At 69.9% G+C, this 17,982-nt stretch carries 17 protein-coding genes; 7 read left to right on the top strand and 10 right to left on the bottom strand.

Annotated features, from left to right (window positions below; translation table 11 throughout):
* Nucleotides 1-19: 19 nt before the first annotated feature.
* Complete coding sequence (locus STRTU_RS09585; RefSeq protein WP_246241353.1) at nucleotides 20-1,726, top strand: ABC transporter permease; 1,707 nt, start codon at nucleotides 20-22, stop codon at nucleotides 1,724-1,726.
* Nucleotides 1,727-2,800: an ABC transporter ATP-binding protein gene (locus STRTU_RS09580; RefSeq protein WP_159743164.1), complete on the top strand. Its 1,074-nt coding sequence runs from the start codon at nucleotides 1,727-1,729 to the stop codon at nucleotides 2,798-2,800.
* Between the two features lie 93 nt (nucleotides 2,801-2,893).
* Here the strand turns inward: STRTU_RS09580 and STRTU_RS09575 are convergent, their stop codons facing one another.
* The 3 genes from STRTU_RS09575 to STRTU_RS09565 form a co-directional block, all read right to left on the bottom strand.
* Entirely contained in the window at nucleotides 2,894-3,826 is a 933-nt protein-coding gene (locus STRTU_RS09575) for a DMT family protein (protein ID WP_159743163.1), read from the bottom strand.
* A gap of 163 nt (nucleotides 3,827-3,989) precedes the next feature.
* Nucleotides 3,990-5,147 carry an LOG family protein gene (locus STRTU_RS09570; RefSeq protein ID WP_159743162.1) on the bottom strand — a complete coding sequence of 386 codons (1,158 nt, stop codon included), beginning with the start codon at nucleotides 5,145-5,147 and terminating at the stop codon, nucleotides 3,990-3,992.
* A 1-nt stretch (nucleotide 5,148) separates the two neighbouring features.
* Nucleotides 5,149-5,556 (bottom strand): MarR family winged helix-turn-helix transcriptional regulator, encoded by a 408-nt coding sequence (locus STRTU_RS09565; RefSeq protein ID WP_159743161.1) that lies wholly within the window; start codon nucleotides 5,554-5,556, stop codon nucleotides 5,149-5,151.
* A 131-nt stretch (nucleotides 5,557-5,687) separates the two neighbouring features.
* Here STRTU_RS09565 and STRTU_RS09560 point away from each other — a divergent pair, with 131 nt between their 5' ends.
* The gene (locus STRTU_RS09560) at nucleotides 5,688-6,116 is read left to right on the top strand and encodes a RidA family protein (RefSeq protein WP_159743160.1); all 429 of its coding nucleotides are present in this window, start codon (nucleotides 5,688-5,690) and stop codon (nucleotides 6,114-6,116) included.
* Nucleotides 6,117-6,245: 129 nt separating this feature from the next.
* Here STRTU_RS09560 and STRTU_RS09555 read toward each other — a convergent pair whose 3' ends face one another.
* The 4 genes from STRTU_RS09555 to STRTU_RS09540 form a co-directional block, all read right to left on the bottom strand.
* Nucleotides 6,246-7,409 (bottom strand): hypothetical protein, encoded by a 1,164-nt coding sequence (locus STRTU_RS09555; RefSeq protein ID WP_159743159.1) that lies wholly within the window; start codon nucleotides 7,407-7,409, stop codon nucleotides 6,246-6,248.
* Nucleotides 7,391-8,131, bottom strand: a complete 741-nt coding sequence (locus tag STRTU_RS09550; RefSeq protein WP_159743158.1) for an ABC transporter ATP-binding protein — start codon at nucleotides 8,129-8,131, stop codon at nucleotides 7,391-7,393. Before STRTU_RS09550 ends, STRTU_RS09555 begins: the two co-directional genes overlap by 19 nt.
* A gap of 214 nt (nucleotides 8,132-8,345) precedes the next feature.
* A complete protein-coding gene (locus STRTU_RS09545) occupies nucleotides 8,346-9,707 on the bottom strand; it encodes an aspartate aminotransferase family protein (RefSeq protein ID WP_159743157.1) in 1,362 nt (453 codons plus the stop codon).
* A 2-nt stretch (nucleotides 9,708-9,709) separates the two neighbouring features.
* Nucleotides 9,710-10,201, bottom strand: a complete 492-nt coding sequence (locus STRTU_RS09540; RefSeq protein ID WP_371873577.1) for an Lrp/AsnC family transcriptional regulator — start codon at nucleotides 10,199-10,201, stop codon at nucleotides 9,710-9,712.
* Nucleotides 10,202-10,371: 170 nt separating this feature from the next.
* Here STRTU_RS09540 and STRTU_RS09535 point away from each other — a divergent pair, with 170 nt between their 5' ends.
* A complete protein-coding gene (locus STRTU_RS09535; protein ID WP_159743155.1) occupies nucleotides 10,372-11,826 on the top strand; it encodes a gamma-aminobutyraldehyde dehydrogenase in 1,455 nt (484 codons plus the stop codon).
* A 149-nt stretch (nucleotides 11,827-11,975) separates the two neighbouring features.
* The gene (locus STRTU_RS09530) at nucleotides 11,976-13,157 is read left to right on the top strand and encodes a polyamine ABC transporter substrate-binding protein (RefSeq protein WP_159743154.1); all 1,182 of its coding nucleotides are present in this window, start codon (nucleotides 11,976-11,978) and stop codon (nucleotides 13,155-13,157) included.
* Nucleotides 13,158-13,253: 96 nt separating this feature from the next.
* Here the strand turns inward: STRTU_RS09530 and STRTU_RS09525 are convergent, their stop codons facing one another.
* The 3 genes from STRTU_RS09525 to STRTU_RS09515 all read right to left on the bottom strand — a co-directional run bounded on the left by STRTU_RS09525 (nucleotide 13,254) and on the right by STRTU_RS09515 (nucleotide 15,798).
* Nucleotides 13,254-14,408: an MAB_1171c family putative transporter gene (locus tag STRTU_RS09525; RefSeq protein WP_159743153.1), complete on the bottom strand. Its 1,155-nt coding sequence runs from the start codon at nucleotides 14,406-14,408 to the stop codon at nucleotides 13,254-13,256.
* A complete protein-coding gene (locus STRTU_RS09520; protein WP_159743152.1) occupies nucleotides 14,393-14,926 on the bottom strand; it encodes a M48 family metalloprotease in 534 nt (177 codons plus the stop codon). The genes STRTU_RS09525 and STRTU_RS09520 overlap by 16 nt, the downstream gene beginning before the upstream one ends.
* A gap of 80 nt (nucleotides 14,927-15,006) precedes the next feature.
* Entirely contained in the window at nucleotides 15,007-15,798 is a 792-nt protein-coding gene (locus STRTU_RS09515) for a helix-turn-helix domain-containing protein (protein ID WP_159743151.1), read from the bottom strand.
* A gap of 385 nt (nucleotides 15,799-16,183) precedes the next feature.
* Between STRTU_RS09515 and STRTU_RS09510 the strand changes: the two genes are divergently transcribed.
* Nucleotides 16,184-16,726, top strand: coding sequence for an ImmA/IrrE family metallo-endopeptidase (locus STRTU_RS09510; RefSeq protein WP_159743150.1), 543 nt, complete (start codon nucleotides 16,184-16,186; stop codon nucleotides 16,724-16,726).
* Nucleotides 16,723-17,958 carry an MAB_1171c family putative transporter gene (locus STRTU_RS09505; protein ID WP_159743149.1) on the top strand — a complete coding sequence of 412 codons (1,236 nt, stop codon included), beginning with the start codon at nucleotides 16,723-16,725 and terminating at the stop codon, nucleotides 17,956-17,958. The genes STRTU_RS09510 and STRTU_RS09505 overlap by 4 nt, the downstream gene beginning before the upstream one ends.
* Nucleotides 17,959-17,982: the final 24 nt, after the last annotated feature.

The raw sequence follows: 17,982 nt of genomic DNA, 5'->3' as shown, positions 1-17,982 counted from the left end.
CACGGATGCCACGGACACCATGGGCGCCCGGCGCGGCAGGCCCGCGCGGGGGACGGCGGTGCGGCTCGGCCTGATGGCGGTGCCGCTCGCCTTCTTCGCGCTGTTCTTCGCCTATCCCGTTGTGGCGATCGTCGGACGGGGGCTCAAGGACGGCGGGCAGTGGCAGCTCAGCCGGTTCGGTGCCGTGCTGAGCGACCCGGATGTCGTGCGGGTGCTGTGGTTCACCGTCTGGCAGGCCGCGGCCTCGACCGGGCTGACCCTGCTGATCGCGCTGCCCGGCGCCTATGTCTTCGCGCGCTTCGACTTCCCCGGCAAACAGCTGCTGCGGGCCGTTGTGGCGGTGCCGTTCGTGCTGCCGACCGTAGTGGTCGGCTCGGCCTTCCTGGCGCTGGTGGGGCGGGGCGGACTGCTGGACGACCTGTGGGGCGTGCGCCTGGACACCTCGGTGTGGGCGATTCTGCTGGCGCATGTGTTCTTCAACTACGCCGTGGTCGTACGGACCGTCGGCGGGCTCTGGGGGCAGCTCGATCCGCGTCAGGAAGAGGCGGCGCGGGTGCTGGGAGCCGGGCGGTTCGCGGCCTGGCGGCGGGTGACGCTGCCCGCGCTGGGGCCGGCCGTCGCGGCCGCCGCCCTGATGGTCTTTCTGTTCACCTTCACCTCCTTCGGGGTGGTGCAGATTCTGGGCGGCCCCACCTTCTCGACGCTGGAGGTGGAGATCTACCGGCAGACCGCGGACTACCTGGATCTGCCGACGGCGGCCGTGCTCACCCTGATCCAGTTCGCGGCGGTGCTGGGCGTACTGGCGCTGCACGCCTGGACCGTGCGCCGCCGGGAATCCGCACTCCGGCTCGTGGACGCGTCACAGACCGCCCGACGGCCGCGCGGTCCCGGCCAGTGGGCGCTGCTGTGGGGGACGTGCGCCCTGATCGCCGTCCTGCTCCTCACGCCGCTCGGGGTACTGGTGGAGCGGTCGTTCGCCGGGCCGGACGGCTACGGAACGGTCTTCTACGCCGCGCTGGGCTCCGCCGCGAACGCCGACAGCACCTTCGCTGTCGCCCCTCTTGACGCCCTGGGGAACTCCCTGGCCTACGGGGCAGCGGCCACCGCGATCGCGCTGGTGGTGGGCGGACTGGCGGCCGCCGCCCTGGCCCTGCCCGCCCCGCGCCGCGGCCGGTCCGGACGGACGCCCCTGGTCAGCCCGTTCGTCCGCGGCTTCGACGCGCTGCTGATGCTGCCGCTGGGAGTCTCCGCGGTGACCGTCGGTTTCGGCTTTCTGATCACCCTCGACGCGCCGCCGCTCGATCTGCGTGCCTCGTGGTGGCTGGTCCCGCTCGCCCAGGCCCTGGTGGGGGTGCCGTTCGTGGTCCGGACGATGCTGCCGGTGCTGCGGGCGGTCGACGGCCGGCTGCGGGAGGCGGCCGCCGTGCTCGGCGCCTCGCCCTGGCAGGTGTGGCGCGAGGTCGATCTGCCGATGGTGCGACGGGCGCTGCTGATCGCCGCGGGCTTCGCCTTCGCCGTCTCGCTCGGTGAGTTCGGCGCGACGGTCTTCCTCGCACGCCCGGACCAGCCGACGCTGCCGGTCGCCGTGGCCCGGCTGCTGGGGCGTGCGGGCGAGCTCAACTACGGGCAGGCGATGGCCCTGTCGACCATCCTGATGGTGGTGTGCGCGGCCGCCCTGCTGGTACTGGAGCGCCTCCGCCCCATCGACCGATCCGGGGAGTTCTAGATGACGGCACGGGACGGGAGCACGGCGCAGGAGCTGCTGCGGCTGGGCGGGGTCACCGTCCGCTTCGGCACGGGCGGGCGCCCCGCGCTGGACGCGGTCGATCTGACGGTCGCCGACCGGGAAATCGTGTGCGTCCTGGGGCCGAGCGGCAGCGGCAAGTCCACGCTGCTGCGGGTGGTCGCCGGGCTCCAACAGGCCGACGCGGGACAGGTGTTGCTGGAGGGGCGGGATCAGTCGGGTGTGCCCACACACCGGCGCGGGGTCGGCCTGATGTTCCAGGACCACCAGCTCTTCCCGCAGCGCGATGTCGCGGGAAACGTCGCCTTCGGGCTGCGGATGCGGCGCTCCCCGCGCGCTGACCAGGAGCGTACGGTCGCCGAACTGCTGGATCTCGTCGGACTGCCGGGCGCTCAGCGGCGCGCCGTGGCGTCCCTGTCCGGCGGCGAACAGCAGCGGGTCGCCCTGGCCCGCGCCCTGGCGCCCCGCCCCCGGCTGCTGATGCTGGACGAGCCCCTCGGTCAGCTCGACCGGGGGCTGCGCGAACGGCTGGTCGTCGAACTCCGGCGGCTCTTCCATGAGTTGGGCACCACGGTGCTGGCCGTCACCCACGACCAGGGCGAGGCCTTCGCGCTGGCCGACCGGGTCGTGGTGATGCAGGACGGCCGGATCGCGCAGACCGGCACCCCGCTGGAGGTCTGGCAGCGGCCCGCCACCGCATTCGTCGCCCGCTTCCTCGGCTTCGACAACGTGGTCGAGGCGACGGTGCGGGGCGAGGCGGCCGCCACCCCCTGGGGGAAGGTGCCCGTCCCGGCGGCCACCCCGGACGGGCCGTGCCGGCTGCTCGTACGCCCGGCCGGAGTGCGGCTGACCGGCGCCGCGGAGGGCCTGCCGACTACGGTCGCGGCCCGTACCTTCCGCGGCACCCATGTCGCGCTGCTGCTCCAGCCGGCCGCCGGACCGCAGGTGGAGGCGGCCTGCGCCCTGCGGGACGCGCCCGACGTGGGCGCGCGGGTGGGGATCGGCTTCGATGCGCGGGACGTGGTGGTGCTGGACGGGTCCGCGTCGGCGGACTGACCACGCCGGGGGACGCTGGCCAGGTGGGGCGCCGGGCGTATGACCCCTACCAGGCGCCCCGCGTCCGTCGGTGCTCCGCGCCCGGAGGAGCCGTCAGCGGGCCGCGACCTCCTGGGGCAGCTCGTCGCCCTCGGGTGACCCGGCCCGGGGCGCGTCCGGCTCCGGCTCGCCGTACCAGGCGACCGCGACGGCTCCGGCCACCGCCACCACGAAGCCGAGAACGGCGACCCAGGCGAAGCCCGGACGGGAGGCGTCACCCAGCCACAGCACCCCGAGGATGCCGGGCACCACCGTCTCGCCCACTACGAGCGCCGCCGTGGCGCCGTTCACCGAGCCGATCTGCAGGGCGACGGTGTGCAGATACATGCCCCCGATCCCGGCGACGAGGATCGCGTACAGGGCGGGGTCGGCGAGCAGCGACGGCAGATGGAACGGGTCCACGCCGTTCAGCACCCGTACGCCGACACCGAGCGCACCGAACCCCAGACCGGAGAGCAGACCCGCCAGGATCGCGGCCCGCCCGCCGAGCAGACGCACGATCAGCGTGCCCCCGCCGATGAGCACGAGGGAGGCGACCAGCAGCCACCAGTGGGTGGCGATCGGGGTGTGGCCGCTGCCCTCCGGCCCCGCCGCCGTGGCCAGCAGCACCAGCGCCCCGCACACCACGCCGATGGAGGACCACTCGGCCCGGCTGAGCCGGATGCCGAGCAGCTTGATGCTCAGTACGGCCGTGATCACGAGATTGGCGCTGATCACGGTCTGCGACAGGAACAGCGGCAGCAGCCGGGCCGCCAGCGCGCCCAGCCCGAACCCGATGAAGTCCAGCACCGTCCCCACCATGAACTCCCAGGTCACGGCCGCCTTCGCGGTCGAGGACAGGCTGGGCCCGCCATGCTGGGTGACACCGGTGGTGGCGGATTCGGCCGCTTCCCGGCGGGCGGATTTGCGGGAGCCCACCGCCTGCAGGACCGATCCCGTGCCGTAGCAGGCCGATGCCGCCACGGCCGTCAGAAGACCGATGATCACCAAGAGCTCCGTTCGCCCGCTGTGCGCCTTACGTGTTCCTTACCTTCCTGGCAGACGTGCATTCCGGGACGGGAGTTGCCTCCGGCGGCAAACACACCGGGCGCACCGCCGACGGGAGGGGCGCAGGGCCTGCGGCGCCGGGAAGGCGGCGGTCGGCGGATGCTCAGGAAGGCGCCTGGTCACGGAGCCGGGCCAGCGCGTCCGGGGCTTCGTCCACCGAGTCGACCAGGGCGATCCGGGACGCCATGGGCCGGTCCGCGGCGAGAGCCTGGAGCAGCGGCCAGGCGGGCAGCTTTTCGGTCCAGTGCGCGCGGTTCACCAGCACCATCGGGGTCGGCTCGCCCCGTGACTCGTAGTAGTTCGGCGTCGCGTTGTCGAAGATCTCCTGGAGGGTCCCGGCCGCGCCCGGCAGGAACACGACGCCGGCGTTCGAGCGCGCCAGCAGGCCGTCCTCCCGTACCGCGTTGACGAAGTACTTCGCTATGTGGGAGGCGAAGGCGTTCGGCGGCTCATGGCCGTAGAACCAGGTCGGGATGCCGGCCGAGACGCCGCCGCCCGGCCGGCTGCGGCGTATCTCGAAGGCGGCGTGGGCCCAGTCCGTGACGGACGGGGTGAAGTGCGGTGTCTTGGCGAGGAGTTCCAGCGCCGAGTCGAGCATCTCGTCCTCGAAGGGCGCGGCGTACGCTCCGAGGTTCGCCGCCTCCATGGCGCCGGGGCCGCCACCGGTCGCGACGGTCAGCCCGTCGCGGGAGAGCCGGCGGCCGAGCCGGGCCGCGCCCGCGTAGGCCGCGGAGCCGCGCTCCAGGGCGTGGCCGCCCATGATGCCCACCACCTGGGCACCGGCGAGATGTTCGTCCAGGGCGTCGGAGACCGCGTCGTCGTGGATGCTGCGCAGCATGGAGGCGAAGATGTCGCCGTCCGACTTGGTCTCCTGGTACCAGCGGTAGGTACGGGCGTCCGGGGTGGCGTCGAAGCCGCCGTCGGCCAGTCCCTCGAAGAGCTCGTCCGGGCCGTACAGGCCGCCCCGGTACGGATCGAACGGCAGACCCGGTACGGGAGGGAAGACCAGGGCGCCACCGGCGCGTATCTTGGCGGCGGCGTCCGGCTCCATGGCGCAGCCGAGGAACACGGACTCCGCGGTGTCCGCACTGAGCAGCGCGAACGTACGGTCCGTCAGATCGACCGACTGGACGCGATATCCGGCGAGGCCGCCCGAGGCGACGACCCGGTCGAACTCCTCCAGGGACTCGATCTCACGGTCGTCGTGGGCGTGGGTGGGGCGGGACGCTGAGGGCTGTGAATTCGACTGCACGTCCGTCATGTTAGGACCGCAGTGTGGCCACCAGGGGTCCGAGGTGCCCGTCGGCCGCCGCCGCGTCGAGTGCGGCGCGCAGCGCACCGTCATAGGTCGGGCGCGCCTGCTTCTGCACGTCCCGGCCCTCGTCCGTGATCACGCTGTACACCCCGCGCCGGTCATCGGGGCACAGATCGCGCCGGGTCAGGCCGGACGACTCCAGGCGGGCGGCCAGCCGGCTCACGGAACTCTGGTTGAGGCCGATGAGGTCGGCGAGTTCCTGCATCCGCAGCTCGCCGTCGTCCGCCTCGGCGAGCCGGGCCAGCGCACGGTACTCCGACAGTCCGATGCTGTGATGCTGCTGCAGAGCCTTCGCCAGCTCCTGCTCGACGCGGGTGTGCAGCGTTCCGAGCCGGTCCCAGTGCTCCGCGTCCATCGCCCTCTGCCTTCGTCCGCCGGTGTGCCGTGTGTCGCTGGGGTCTTGACAGCAGGGTACATGCAGCAGAAACTTATGTATGTGCATGCAAATGATGTGCGTGCATGGATCTGAGAAGGAGTGTGAGTGTGATGACGATGCCGGTGGACGTCGCCGCCGGGGCACAGGGCCGACCGGAGATCGAGCGGATCGCCACGACCCCCGACTGGTACGAGCCATACAAGATCTCGCAGGCCATCAGGGCGGGCGGACTGATCCATGTCTCGGGCCAAGCGGGAATCGACGAGCGGGGGCGGACGGTCTCCGACGACTTCCTGACGCAGGGGCGCCTGGCGTTCGCGAACGTCGAGCGGGTGCTCGCCGCAGCGGGTGCCTCGCTCACCGACGTGGTGAAGGTGGGCATCTTCGTCACGGACATGGCTGCCGGACTCGGCCCGCTCCACACACTGCGCGAGGAGTTCCTGTCCGAGCCCTACCCCGCGGACACGCTGGTGGAGGTGTCATCGCTGGCCCAGCCGGACTGGCGCATAGAGGTGGAGGCCACCGCGCTCGCACGATGAGGGGGGCCGCCCCACCGCGCACCGGAGCGCACGGGTGGCGCGGCCAGGGACGCCGTCGCCGGCGGCGGGGGGCGAACCGGCCACGCCCCCACGCGCCTTACACCCCGCGGGCCCCGCGCCTCACATCCCTCAATGCACCAGCGGAAGCGTGGCCATCTCCGCGACGGTCCAGGTCAGGGGGGCCAGGACGAGGGCCAGAGCCAGGAAGCGCAGGGCCGCGGCGCGATGGAGAACGGAGGCGGACGCTCCCAGACGGCGGAGGGCTGCCGTGGTGTGGGCGCGGGCCGAGCGGGACTCCACCGCGGCGGTGAGCGCGCTGGCGGTGACACAGGCGAGCACGACCGCCGCGCCGATGCCGGTGAGCGGTCCGAACGGGCTGGAGGCAGAGGCTTCGTACACCTTCACGGCGGCATACGCGGCGGAGGCGACCGCACACAGCACCCCGAGCGGGCGGCCGAGGCGGTGCGACTCCTCCTGGAGTACGCGCCCGGACAGCAGCCGCAGGGCACCGGGGCGGCCTGCACAGAGCAGCCTGCCGCACAGATGCACCAGACCGGGGCCGGCCAGCACGAGGCCGAAGGTCGACAGCGCCCAGCCGGCCAGTACGCCAGGGGGGCTGCCGACCAGCCTGCCGGGGAGTGGCAGCAGTCCGCCGGGGGTGTGGGCGCCGCGGCTGGTGTACGCCTCGATCGCCAGGCCGGCCGCGGCCAGGGCGATACCCCACGGGAGACCGGAGGGCGGGGCGGTCCTGGGGCGGCTGCCCGCCTCCGGAGAGCCGGCCTCGTCACGGGGGCGCAGGGAGACGGCGGTCGCGGCCGCGGCGGTCAGCGGCACGATCGTCAGCAGCAGGAGGGCGCCGACGAGCGGCACCGGGTGGCCGGCGCCGAGCAGGTCGGAGTTGACGCCGAGGGAGGTCGGGCCGCCGAGGTCGCCGCGGAGCCGGAGGAAGGCGAGCAGCGCGAGCAGAACGCCGAGGAAGCAGGTCAGGGCGGTGGAGACGGTGGCGAGCAGGGTGAGACGGAGCGGGCCGAGGCCGGCGGCGGTCATACCGCGCTGGAGGCGGGCGGCGGGGTCCGTACGGGCCGTGGACACCGCGAACTGGGCGGTGGCGGCGAGCGGGGCCGCGCACCACAACAGCCGCACCAACGACTCGTCGGCCGCGGACGGGTGGCCGGCGGCATGGCCGACGGTGGAGAGGAGGAGGAAGCCGGTGCCGGCCGCGGCGGCGGTGACGGAGAGGCGGCGCAGCAGGACGAGGGGGCGCGAGCCGCGGGCTAGACGGAGAGCGAGCACTCTGCCCTGCTTTCCTCATCGTCGGAGCCGGTGGTGGCGGACGCGCCGTTCGACTGGTGGCCGTCGAGAAGCGCGAGGGACCGGTCGGCGAGGGTGGCGACCTCGGGGTCATGGGTGGCCAGGACCACCGTGATCTGGTGCGAGCGGGCCGCGGTGGTCAGGGTGCGCAGCACCTGTGTGCCGTCGTTGCGGTGCAGCGGGGCGGTCGGCTCGTCGGCGAACAACACCTGGGGGGTGGTGGCGAGCGCGCGGGCGATGGCGATGCGCTGGCGCTGGGACTGGTCGAGCCGCGCGGGGCGGCGGCTCGCGCACATACCGACGTCGAGACGGTCCAGCCATTCGAGGGCGGTGTGCTTGGCGGAGCGGGTGCCGGTGCCGCGGAGCAGGAGGGGGAGAGCGGCGTTCTCCCAGGCGGTGAGTTCGCCGACGAGGTGCGGTTCGGTGTCGATCCAGCCGAACCGGTCCAGACGCAGCCGTTCGCGGCTGGGGGAGGAGAGGGTGTGCACGGGGGCGCTGTTGAACCACACCTCGCCCTCGGCCGGGACGAGTTGACCGGAGAGACATTTCAGGAGGGTGGATTTGCCACTGCCGCGCGGGCCGGTGACGGCGAGGATCTCGCCTTCGCGGACGCCGACGGAGACTCCGGCGAGGGCGGAGGTGCCGCCGTAGGCGTGGTGCAGGCCGCGGGCCCAGAGAACGTCGTTGTCAGGCGGGGCCACCATCTGCGCACCTCTTGTTGTAGGCGTCGGATCGTTCCCCCGACCGGGTGAACGACCATGGAGGGTATCGGTCACAAGCACGGTAAGGAGTGGTGACCCCCGGTATTCGCCGCTTGGCAGCACAACGGCCCAGATTCACTCGTATGGCTTGAAGTGAGTGAATCTGAGCCGCTGGATATTCACTTGTGTGCGAGGGGAACGGAAGGTGCCGCGAGGGTCAGAGCTTGGTCCATGCCTCGGTGAGGACCGTGCGCAGAATCTGCTCGATCTCGTCGAAGACGGACTGGTCGGCGATCAGCGGCGGGGCGAGCTGGATGACCGGGTCGCCACGGTCGTCGGCACGGCAGTAGAGACCGTTGTCGTACAGCGCCTTGGAGAGGAAGCCGTACAGGACGCGCTCGGTCTCCTCCTCGTTGAACGACTCCTTGGTGGTCTTGTCCTTGACGAGCTCGATGCCGTAGAAGAAGCCGTTGCCGCGGACGTCGCCGACGATCGGCAGGTCGTGCAGCTTCTCCAGGGTGCTCTTGAAGGCACCTTCGTTGTCGAGGACGTGCTGGTTGAGACCCTCGCGCGCGAAGATGTCGAGGTTGGCGACGCCGACCGCCGCGGAGACCGGGTGGCCGCCGAAGGTGTAGCCGTGCAGGAAGGTGTTGTCGCCCTTGTAGAACGGCTCGGCCAGGCGGTCGGAGATGATGCAGGCGCCGATCGGGGAGTAGCCCGAGGTCATGCCCTTGGCGCAGGTGATCATGTCCGGGACGTAGCCGAACTTGTCGCAGGCGAACGTCGTGCCGAGACGGCCGAAGGCGCAGATGACCTCGTCGGAGACGAGCAGCACGTCGTACTGGTCGCAGATCTCGCGGACCCGCTGGAAGTAGCCGGGGGGCGGCGGGAAGCAGCCGCCGGCGTTCTGCACCGGCTCCAGGAAGACCGCGGCGACGGTCTCCGGGCCCTCGAAGAGGATCTGCTGCTCGATCTGGTCGGCGGCCCAGCGGCCGAAGGCCTCGGGGTCGTCACCGTGGATCGGCGCGCGGTAGATGTTGGTGTTCGGGACCTTGTGAGCACCCGGGACCAGCGGCTCGAACGGGGCCTTCAGACCGGGCAGGCCGGTGATGGACAGGGCGCCCTGCGGGGTGCCGTGGTAGGCCACCGCGCGGGATATCACCTTGTGCTTCATCGGCTTGCCGGTGAGCTTGAAGTACTGCTTGGCCAGCTTCCAGGCGGTCTCGACGGCCTCGCCGCCACCGGTGGTGAAGAAGACCTTGTTGAGGTCACCGGGGGCCTCGTTCGCCAGCCGCTCGGCGAGCTCCACCGCCTTGGGGTGGGCGTAGGACCACACGGGGAAGAAGGCCAGCTCCTGCGCCTGCTTGTAGGCGGTCTCGGCGAGCTCCACCCGGCCGTGGCCGGCGTTGACCACGAAGAGGCCGGCGAGCCCGTCGATGTAGCGCTTGCCCTTGTCGTCGTAGATGTTGGTGCCCTCACCGCGCACGATCGTGGGCACGGGGGCATTCTCGTACGACGACATGCGGGTGAAGTGCATCCACAGGTGGTCGTATGCCGTCTTGGAGAGGTCGCCGCTCATTGCTATCTCGTTCCCCAGGTGTAGGTCTGCTTCCGGAGCTTGAGGTACACGAAGCTCTCGGTGGATCGGACGCCGGGAAGCGTGCGGATCCGCTTGTTGATCATTTCCAGAAGGTGGTCGTCGTCCTCGCAGACGATCTCGATGAGGAGATCGAAGGAGCCTGCCGTCATGACGACGTACTCGACCTCTTCCATGGTCGTCAGGGCATCGGCCACGGGGTCGAGGTCACCTTCGACGTTGATGCCGACCATTGCCTGCCGACGGAAGCCGACCGTGAGGGGGTCGGTGACCGCGACGATCTGCATCACGCCTTGGTCGAGCAGTTTCTGTACGCGCTGGCGTACCGCCGCCTCGGACAGGCCCACGGCCTTGCCGATCGCGGCGTACGGACGGCGCCCGTCCTCCTGGAGCTGCTCGATGATCGCCAGGGAGACGGAGTCGATCGACGGGGTGACGGTTCGGTCATGACTGTTACGGGGAGCCACGGCGTTCACTGTGCACGAGCATCGTCTGTATCGCAACCCTAAAGCGATGAAATTAGTCGTGTCGCGATCGAAATTTCACTGATTCCGTTGTCTCTGAGTGGCGGGTGTGTTGAAAACGTGGGTTGCATGGCTAGGGTGGATGTCCAAACCACCAGACTTCTGACTGAAGGGGGCGCACAGTGACCACCGCACTGCGTCGTCTGCGCAACTACATCGACGGGGAGTTCCGGGACGCCGCCGACGGGCGGACCACGGAGGTGGTCAACCCCGCCACGGGTGAGGCGTACGCCACCGCCCCGCTCTCGGGCGCCGCCGATGTGGACGCCGCGATGGCTGCCGCCGAGGCCGCCTTCCCCGTCTGGCGTGACCTGATCCCGGCCGAGCGCCAGAAGGTCCTGCTGAAGATCGCCGACCGCTTCGAGGAGCGGGCGGAGGAGCTGATCGCCGCCGAGTCGGAGAACTGCGGCAAGCCGGTCGCGCTCGTACGGTCCGAGGAAATCCCGCCGATGGTGGACCAGATTCGCTTCTTCGCGGGCGCGGCCCGGATGCTGGAGGGCCGCTCGGCCGGCGAGTACATGGAGGGCTTCACCTCGATCATCCGCCGTGAGCCGGTCGGCGTCTGCGCCCAGGTCGCGCCGTGGAACTACCCGATGATGATGGCCGTGTGGAAGTTCGCCCCGGCGCTGGCCGCGGGCAACACCGTCGTCATCAAGCCGTCCGACACCACTCCCGCCTCCACGGTGCTGATCGCCGACATCATCGGCAGCGTGCTGGACGAACTGGGCCACTCCCGCGGCGTGTTCAACGTCATCTGCGGTGACCGCGAGACCGGCCGGCTGATGGTCGAGCACAAGATCCCGGCGATGGCCTCGATCACCGGCTCGGTGCGTGCCGGTATGCAGGTCGCCGAGTCCGCGTCCAAGGACCTCAAGCGGGTCCACCTGGAGCTGGGCGGCAAGGCCCCGGTCGTCGTCTTCGAGGACACCGACATCCCCAAGGCCGTCGAGGACATCTCGGTCGCCGGCTACTTCAACGCCGGCCAGGACTGCACGGCCGCCACCCGCGTCCTCGTACACGAGTCCATCCACGACGAGTTCGTCGCCGCGCTGGCCAAGGCCGCCTCGGAGACCAAGACCGGCGCGGTCGACGACGAGGACGTGCTCTACGGCCCGCTCAACAACGCCAACCAGCTCAAGCAGGTCAAGGGCTTCATCGAGCGGCTGCCCGCACACGCCAAGATCGAGGCGGGCGGCGAACAGGTCGGCGACAAGGGCTACTTCTTCGCTCCGACCGTCGTCTCCGGCCTCAAGCAGGACGACGAGATCGTCCAGCACGAGGTCTTCGGCCCGGTCATCACCGTCCAGTCCTTCAGCGACGAGAAGCAGGCCGTGGAGTGGGCCAACGGCGTCGAGTACGCGCTGGCGTCCTCGGTGTGGACCAAGGACCACGCCCGCGCCATGCGGATGTCCCGCAGCCTCGACTTCGGCTGTGTGTGGATCAACACCCACATCCCGCTGGTCGCCGAGATGCCGCACGGCGGATTCAAGAAGTCCGGTTACGGCAAGGACCTTTCGGCCTACGGCTTCGACGACTACACCCGGATCAAGCATGTGATGACCTCGCTGGACGGCTGAGCCGGCCGACCGGGCCGGCCCACCGGCCGATCCGGGGATCTGCACCGTCGGGCAGCACGGAACGCTCGACACACCGTCGCGGGCGGAGGCCCGGCAATGGACGCTCTGTCTCTTGCCGCCTCCGCCCGCGGCACGTGAGAGTGCTCGCCATGGCTGATCTTTCGCGGCGGGCGCTGCTCCGGGGCATGGGCGGACTGGGTGTGACGGGGGCGCTGGCCGCCATGACCGGATGCGGGGTGCCGCCGGCCTACGTCGAGGCGGCGGACCGCGGCAGCCCGGACCGGTCGGCACGGGACCGCACGCTCACCTTCGCCAACTGGCCGCTCTACATCGACGTCGACGACCGCAACAAGCAGCGCCGTCCCACCCTGGACGCCTTCGAGCGGCACACCGGCATCTCCGTCACGTACACCGAGGAGATCAACGACAACGACGAGTTCTTCGGCAAGGTCAGCCCGGCGCTGATGAACCACCAGAGCACCGGCCGCGATCTGATCGTCATGAGCGACTGGATGTGCGCCCGGTTCGTCCGGCTGGGCTGGGTGCAGGAAATGGACCGCGCCGCCCAGCCGCAGGTCGCCCGGCACCTCGATCCGCTGCTGCGCAACCCGCACTTCGACCCCGGCCGCAAGCACTCGGTGCCCTGGCAGTCCGGCATCACCGGCATCGCCTACAACCGGAAGAAGCTCGGCCGGGAGATCAAGCACACCGCCGACCTGTGGCAGGACGATCTGCGCGGCCGGGTCACCCTGCTCTCCGGGCTCGATGAATCATTCGCCATGCTCATGCAGGGCAACGGGGTGGACATCACCCGCTGGACGGCCGATGACTTCCACCGGATGACCGACCGGATCCGCCGCCTGGTGAGCAAGGGCCACATCAGGCGGTTCACCGGCAACGACTACATCAAGGACCTGGACTCCGGCGATGTGCTCGCCGCGCAGGCTTACTCGGGCGATGTGATCCAGCTCCAGGCCGACAACCCGGACATCGAGTTCGTGGTGCCCGAGGAGGGCGCGGAGCTCTGGGCGGAGAGCCTGCTCATCCCCGACCTCGCCGAGCACAAGCGCAACGCCGAGCGGCTGATCGACTACTACTACCGCCCGGAGGTGGCCGCGGACCTGGCCGCCTGGGTCAACTACGTCTGCCCCGTACCGGCCGCGCGGGACGTTCTCGCCTCCTCCAAGGACAAGGAGCGCGCCGCCCTCGCCGAGGACCCGCTGATCTTCCCCGATGACGCGATGCGCAAGCGGCTGGTCATCGCGCGCGATATCACGTCGAAGGAGCGGACCGAGTTCGCCAAGGAGTGGAACGGGATCGTGGGGTTGTGAGTGTGGTGCTGGAGGGATGAGCCAGGCGGGCGCCGGCCGCGAGAGCTCACCACACCCATGGGGGCAGGCCGGATTCGCGCGGTGAGCCTCCTCTCGTCATTCTCTGTGCTGGTTGTTCTCGCGCCAGGCCGTTTCGAGGAGCGATGTCTTGTAGACCTGGACGGAGGGTGACCGGTAGGCGGCTGCGACCCGGAGAAGATGGTGGATCTCCTCCGTGAGGTCCTGGGCGCCGGGGCCGGCCAGGTTGGCTGCCTGGGGTTGCGGTGTGCGGCCTCCTTGTCGGGCATGCAGGGCGGCGGTGAGCCAGCAGGCGGTGAGATGGGCCTCGGCTGAGTGCCCGGAAGCGGGGTGCTGGTGGGCCAGGTCGAGGGCGGCGGGGGTGACGTAGCTCCGCAGCGCGATCATCGCGTCCCGAATCTCAATGACACGCCGGTACAAGCGCAGTTGGAGGGGGGTAGCCGCGGAGAGCAGCCGGTTGCCCGGCCCGAAGATCACGTCTGGGGCGGCGGCGGTGAGGTCCCGCCACAACGGCGCGAGGTCTCGGAATGCCTTCTGGTGCTGCCGATGTGTCCTGATCCGGCTCAGGACGGGGAGTGCGGCTCCGGTCGCCAGGAACAACGCCTCGACGCCGGTAACGGGCGAGAACAACGAGGCGCAGGCCGCCGAACGAGTATGCAGATAGGCGAGCTTGAGGATCCACAGCAGCGAGGCCAGGAGGAGGCCGGTGCCGAACAGACGCAGCCCGTAGCGCAGCAGCCGGGGTGCGCCGCGTCGGCCCTGGCTCCAGCACACCAGGCCGCAGGTGGTGTCCGCGGCCAGATGGAAGGCGAAGAAGATCCACCAGTAGGAGTCCGGGACACTCGGTGTCGCTGTTGAGGGAGCGATCTGGTTCCGGGCGTGCGGGGGTGCACCCATATCCAGGAGCACCAGTGCGGTCATGACCGCGAAGGCCGTGCCGAACACCACGGTGGCGGGGCGGGGCCGTCCCGCCGCCTGAAGGATGAACCACAGCACGGCGGCGGCGTCGACGATGCTGAACAGGTGCGTGGTCAAGTCGACCCAGTGCGCGCTGGGAACCAGGTGCGCCAACACAGCGGTGACCGGGTCCAGGTGCATCGACATCGCGAGCGCGATCGTGACGAGCGCGAACCACAGGGGCCGCTGCTCTCGGCTGCGGATGCCCTGGGGGACCCGGACGATCGCCACCACCCACAGGGTGGTGACACCAACCGTCTCTATCCACGTGGGCATGACGTTCCCGCAGGTCGGGGTCCCCGTAATCCCATGGCGGACTCCAGCCCGCCCAGGAACCCGGACATCGGCGTCGGGGCGGGGACCCGGCCGATGGCTTCCAGGATGAGGCTGGCGATCATCTCGGCTTCCCGTTCCTGCTCATCGGAGTACCGCAGGCGGGGCAGGGCCTGCCGGATGGAGTGCGGATCCGCGAGGTCGATGTGCCGATACATCCGCTGGTCATCGCCCGCTGATCGGTGGTCGCACACCACGTGCCCGATCTCGTGCACGATGATGTGTTCTTGGTGCAGGGGGCTGGTCTGCTCGTCGAAGAAGATGTAGTCGCCGTGCTCGGCGGTCAGCCACATGCCCGACGGCGTGCCGGGAACTGTCGGCGTCGGCAGTGGGAGGAGATGCAGCGGACGGCCCCGCTCCTCTGCGAGGCGGGCACACAGCTCCTGGACGGAAAAGGGCTCGGGCAGGGACAGGCTGTCGATCACTCGCCGGCATCGGCGGCGCAGACGCCTCCAGCGCATCGGCTGCGGTTCTCCTGGGCTCGTCGGGACGGTAGGACATGTGATCCGGTAGCTGCGTTGCATCGCATCACCACCTCGGCTCAGGTCTGCGGCGGTGACGGTGGCTGCTGCGCGCCCCGCTCCAGTTCACGGATCTGCCGGATCATGTCCGCGGCCATCCGTTTCCCTTCCGGGGACAAGGCCGCGAGATCGCCCCGCAGATACACGGCGCTCACCCCTGCCTCGGCCATGGATCTGTCCAGGTCCTGGCTGGCCAAGAGGTCGTCGTCCATCACTCTCCGGGCCACCTCGTCGTCAGTGAAATACGCCACGGGCACCTCGAAGTACGCTGCCAGAGCGGAGAGATGACGCAGCGTCGGGTTGGCGCACTCCCCGGAGTGCAGCTGGGAGAGGTACGCGCCGGAGAACGGCTCTCCGGACTGTGCGGTGATCTTGCCGGCCAACTCTTCGTGGGGTGGCGTGCCGCCCTCGCTCGGCCGGGTGCGCAGCCTGAGCAGGTGATCGAGTTTCTCCGCCAGCGCCAGCCGGTGCTCGGCGGGACCGTCCTTCTCGCCGGCGGTCTCCCGCTGCTGAGCCTGCTGGGCGGTGGCGTCTGTACTGGAGGGAGCTTCCTGGCGATCATGAAAGTAGGCAGCTGGAACGTCGAAGTACTCGGCCAGCGCCTCTAAATGACGCTTGGTGGGATTGTCCCGCTTCCCTTTGCGTAAGTGCCAGATGTAGTTGCCCGAGATCACCGCCTTCCCGGCCTTGATGTTGAGCGCTGTGGCGACCTCGTTGACGGAGAGCGACCTGCCCCGCTCACGACTGCGCACGCTGAACAGGCGATCCAGCTTCTCGGCCAGGCTGACCGGCTCGCGGCCCTCGGCCTCCATCGCATCACATTCCTCTCACGGTCGATGCAGGGGACAACCACTGTAGTGGCCGGCCCGATTCACTGACCAAGTTCGTCCACGGGCGGTCCTGGTAAGCCGTGGCCGAAGTGATCTAGTACCTCCGCGCGGAGGTACTACAGTCATTGACTCAAGTGCGAGAGGGGAGGGGGGTGTTCCCCGTGATGTCAGCCGGCGCCGCGCGGGGTGGTGAGGGCCACCACGGCACCGCCTCCGTAGGTGTCTGCGGGTGGGCAGGCGCGGGGGCACGCGCGCTTCCGCACAGGAAGCCCATGCGAAGTCGAGTCCGGGCGTCCAGATGAAGACGGGCACCCAGGTATGTACGTCGTTCACTGGCGCGGTCGCGCGGTGACGGACCATGGAGGGGGTGGGCCTGATCAGGCGTAGGAGGCTGCGTCGTCAATGCGAGGCGCTCATACGGAGCATCGATCTTCCGGATCCCTTCGATATCGGCGTGTTGTGCCAACGGCTGGGGACGAGCCGCGGGCGCCCGATCCGACTGGCGCCGATGGCCCTGCCGGCCGAGAGCCCGGTCGGACTGCTCGTCTCCACACTTGAGGCCGACTACATCTTCTACGAGGCGGACACGACGGCGATGCACCAATCGCATGTCATCGCCCACGAGTTAGGGCACCTGTTATGGGATCACGAGGCAATCTCCACCCGGTTGCCGGTCCCGCAAGCGCGTCACACACTGCCTGACGACCTCGATCCTCTGCTGATCCAGCACATGTTCGGCCGCAGCCAGTACGCCGACGCCGAGGAATGGGCAGCCGAGTACTTTGCCACGCAAGTTCTGCGCCGGGTCAGCCAGTGGTCGCCCCGGCCACCAACGGTTCCCCCGGACATGATGGAACTCGTGGGCCGGCTGGAGCGTTCCTTGCATCACCGCCGGGAAGGTCCTGCGTGATCCCCGGGGTCATTGCCGCCTTCAACTTCGCGCATCCGGTCTGCGCGGCGGCCAGTTTCCTGGCCCTCGGCTACAAGCTCCGAGACCTTCGACAGGACCCCGGTAATGCCGCGCTCAAGGCGCTGTGCGCGGCCCGGCTGTGCACCGCACTGGCGTGGGTCTGGCTCACCCCATGGCTGTACGTCCGAATCGACCACCTCACGGGCATCGCCAACCTGAGTGCGTTACTGAGCAACGGATGCATCGTGCTCAGTGCACTGAGCACCCAGCTGATGCTGCTGGGCTGGTTCCACGATCCTGCCGAGGCCCGCCGCAGGGCGCCCTGGGTATGGGCCATTTTCTGTACGGCCCTCATGGCCATGATCGTGCTGTTCCTGGGCTGCCCCTTGCGAGGGGAACACCCCGTCGACTTCGAGGTGCACTTCGCCCGGGTCCGCCACGCTGACGCCTACATAGCGGTCTACTTGGCCACCTACATCATCAATCTGGCCAACATCGCCCGGCTGACATGGCCGCCGTCCCACGCCCTCAGCCGCCCGTGGCTGCGCCGGTCTCTGCGACTGACCGCGCTGGGGTCCATCGTCGTGGCCGGCTACCCCCTCGGCAAGCTGCTGGGCGTGGCCGGCCGCTGGTTCGGCACGAGCCGCCTCGACACCGCAGCCGTCCTCGGCGCGCCGGTCTGCGCCATCGGCGGCTCCCTGGTCCTGGTCATCGGTGGCACCTTCCCGGGATGGGGGCAGCGCCTGCTGGCCCGGGGCCGGCAGTACCAGTCCGTGCGTCGGCTCTACCCCCTGTGGTTCGCGCTCTATCAGGCCACTCCTGGTATCGCGCTGTTTCCGAGGCGCTCGTCTCGCCCGCCCTGGTTCGTCCCCGACCTTCAGATGCGCCTCTACCGTTTGATCATCGAGATCAGGGACGGACAGCGCGCCTTGCGGCCCTACGTGGATGCGGCCGAGCTGGCGGCCATGGCGCGGGAGGCACGGGCGGCAGGTCTCGACAAGGAGGACCTCCAGGTGACTCTGGAGGCCGTCGCGATCAGGCTGGGAGTGCGGGAGAAGGCGCACGGAGCGCCGAGCGCACAACCGGGGACCGAGGGGAGCAGTAGCCCTTCCACCACCGACCTGGTCACTGAACTGGCCTGGCTGGAACGTGTCGCGCACGCCTTTGCCCACTCATCTCCGTACGAGAGGCACGGGCCCCAAGGGGCCGTTGCGGTGCGGCAGCGTGAGTGACGCGGTGCGGCGCGCATCGCGGCA

The organism is Streptomyces tubercidicus (assembly GCF_027497495.1).
In the GTDB taxonomy this organism is placed as follows: domain Bacteria; phylum Actinomycetota; class Actinomycetes; order Streptomycetales; family Streptomycetaceae; genus Streptomyces; species Streptomyces tubercidicus.
The sequence above is the reverse complement of the archived record's forward strand: the minus strand, read 5'-3'. Positions and strand labels throughout refer to the sequence as shown.

Coding starts and splice junctions, on each gene's coding strand:
- STRTU_RS09515 (WP_159743151.1), bottom strand. CDS start 15,798: ATGGAGGCCGAGGGCCGCGAGCCGGTCAGCCTGGCCGAGAAGCTGGAT.
- STRTU_RS09525 (WP_159743153.1), bottom strand. CDS start 14,408: ATGCCCACGTGGATAGAGACGGTTGGTGTCACCACCCTGTGGGTGGTG.
- STRTU_RS09560 (WP_159743160.1), top strand. CDS start 5,688: ATGACGATGCCGGTGGACGTCGCCGCCGGGGCACAGGGCCGACCGGAG.
- STRTU_RS09520 (WP_159743152.1), bottom strand. CDS start 14,926: ATGCGCTGGAGGCGTCTGCGCCGCCGATGCCGGCGAGTGATCGACAGC.
- STRTU_RS09530 (WP_159743154.1), top strand. CDS start 11,976: ATGGCTGATCTTTCGCGGCGGGCGCTGCTCCGGGGCATGGGCGGACTG.
- STRTU_RS09550 (WP_159743158.1), bottom strand. CDS start 8,131: ATGGTGGCCCCGCCTGACAACGACGTTCTCTGGGCCCGCGGCCTGCAC.
- STRTU_RS09570 (WP_159743162.1), bottom strand. CDS start 5,147: ATGACGGACGTGCAGTCGAATTCACAGCCCTCAGCGTCCCGCCCCACC.
- STRTU_RS09585 (WP_246241353.1), top strand. CDS start 20: ATGGGCGCCCGGCGCGGCAGGCCCGCGCGGGGGACGGCGGTGCGGCTC.
- STRTU_RS09545 (WP_159743157.1), bottom strand. CDS start 9,707: ATGAGCGGCGACCTCTCCAAGACGGCATACGACCACCTGTGGATGCAC.
- STRTU_RS09565 (WP_159743161.1), bottom strand. CDS start 5,556: ATGGACGCGGAGCACTGGGACCGGCTCGGAACGCTGCACACCCGCGTC.
- STRTU_RS09580 (WP_159743164.1), top strand. CDS start 1,727: ATGACGGCACGGGACGGGAGCACGGCGCAGGAGCTGCTGCGGCTGGGC.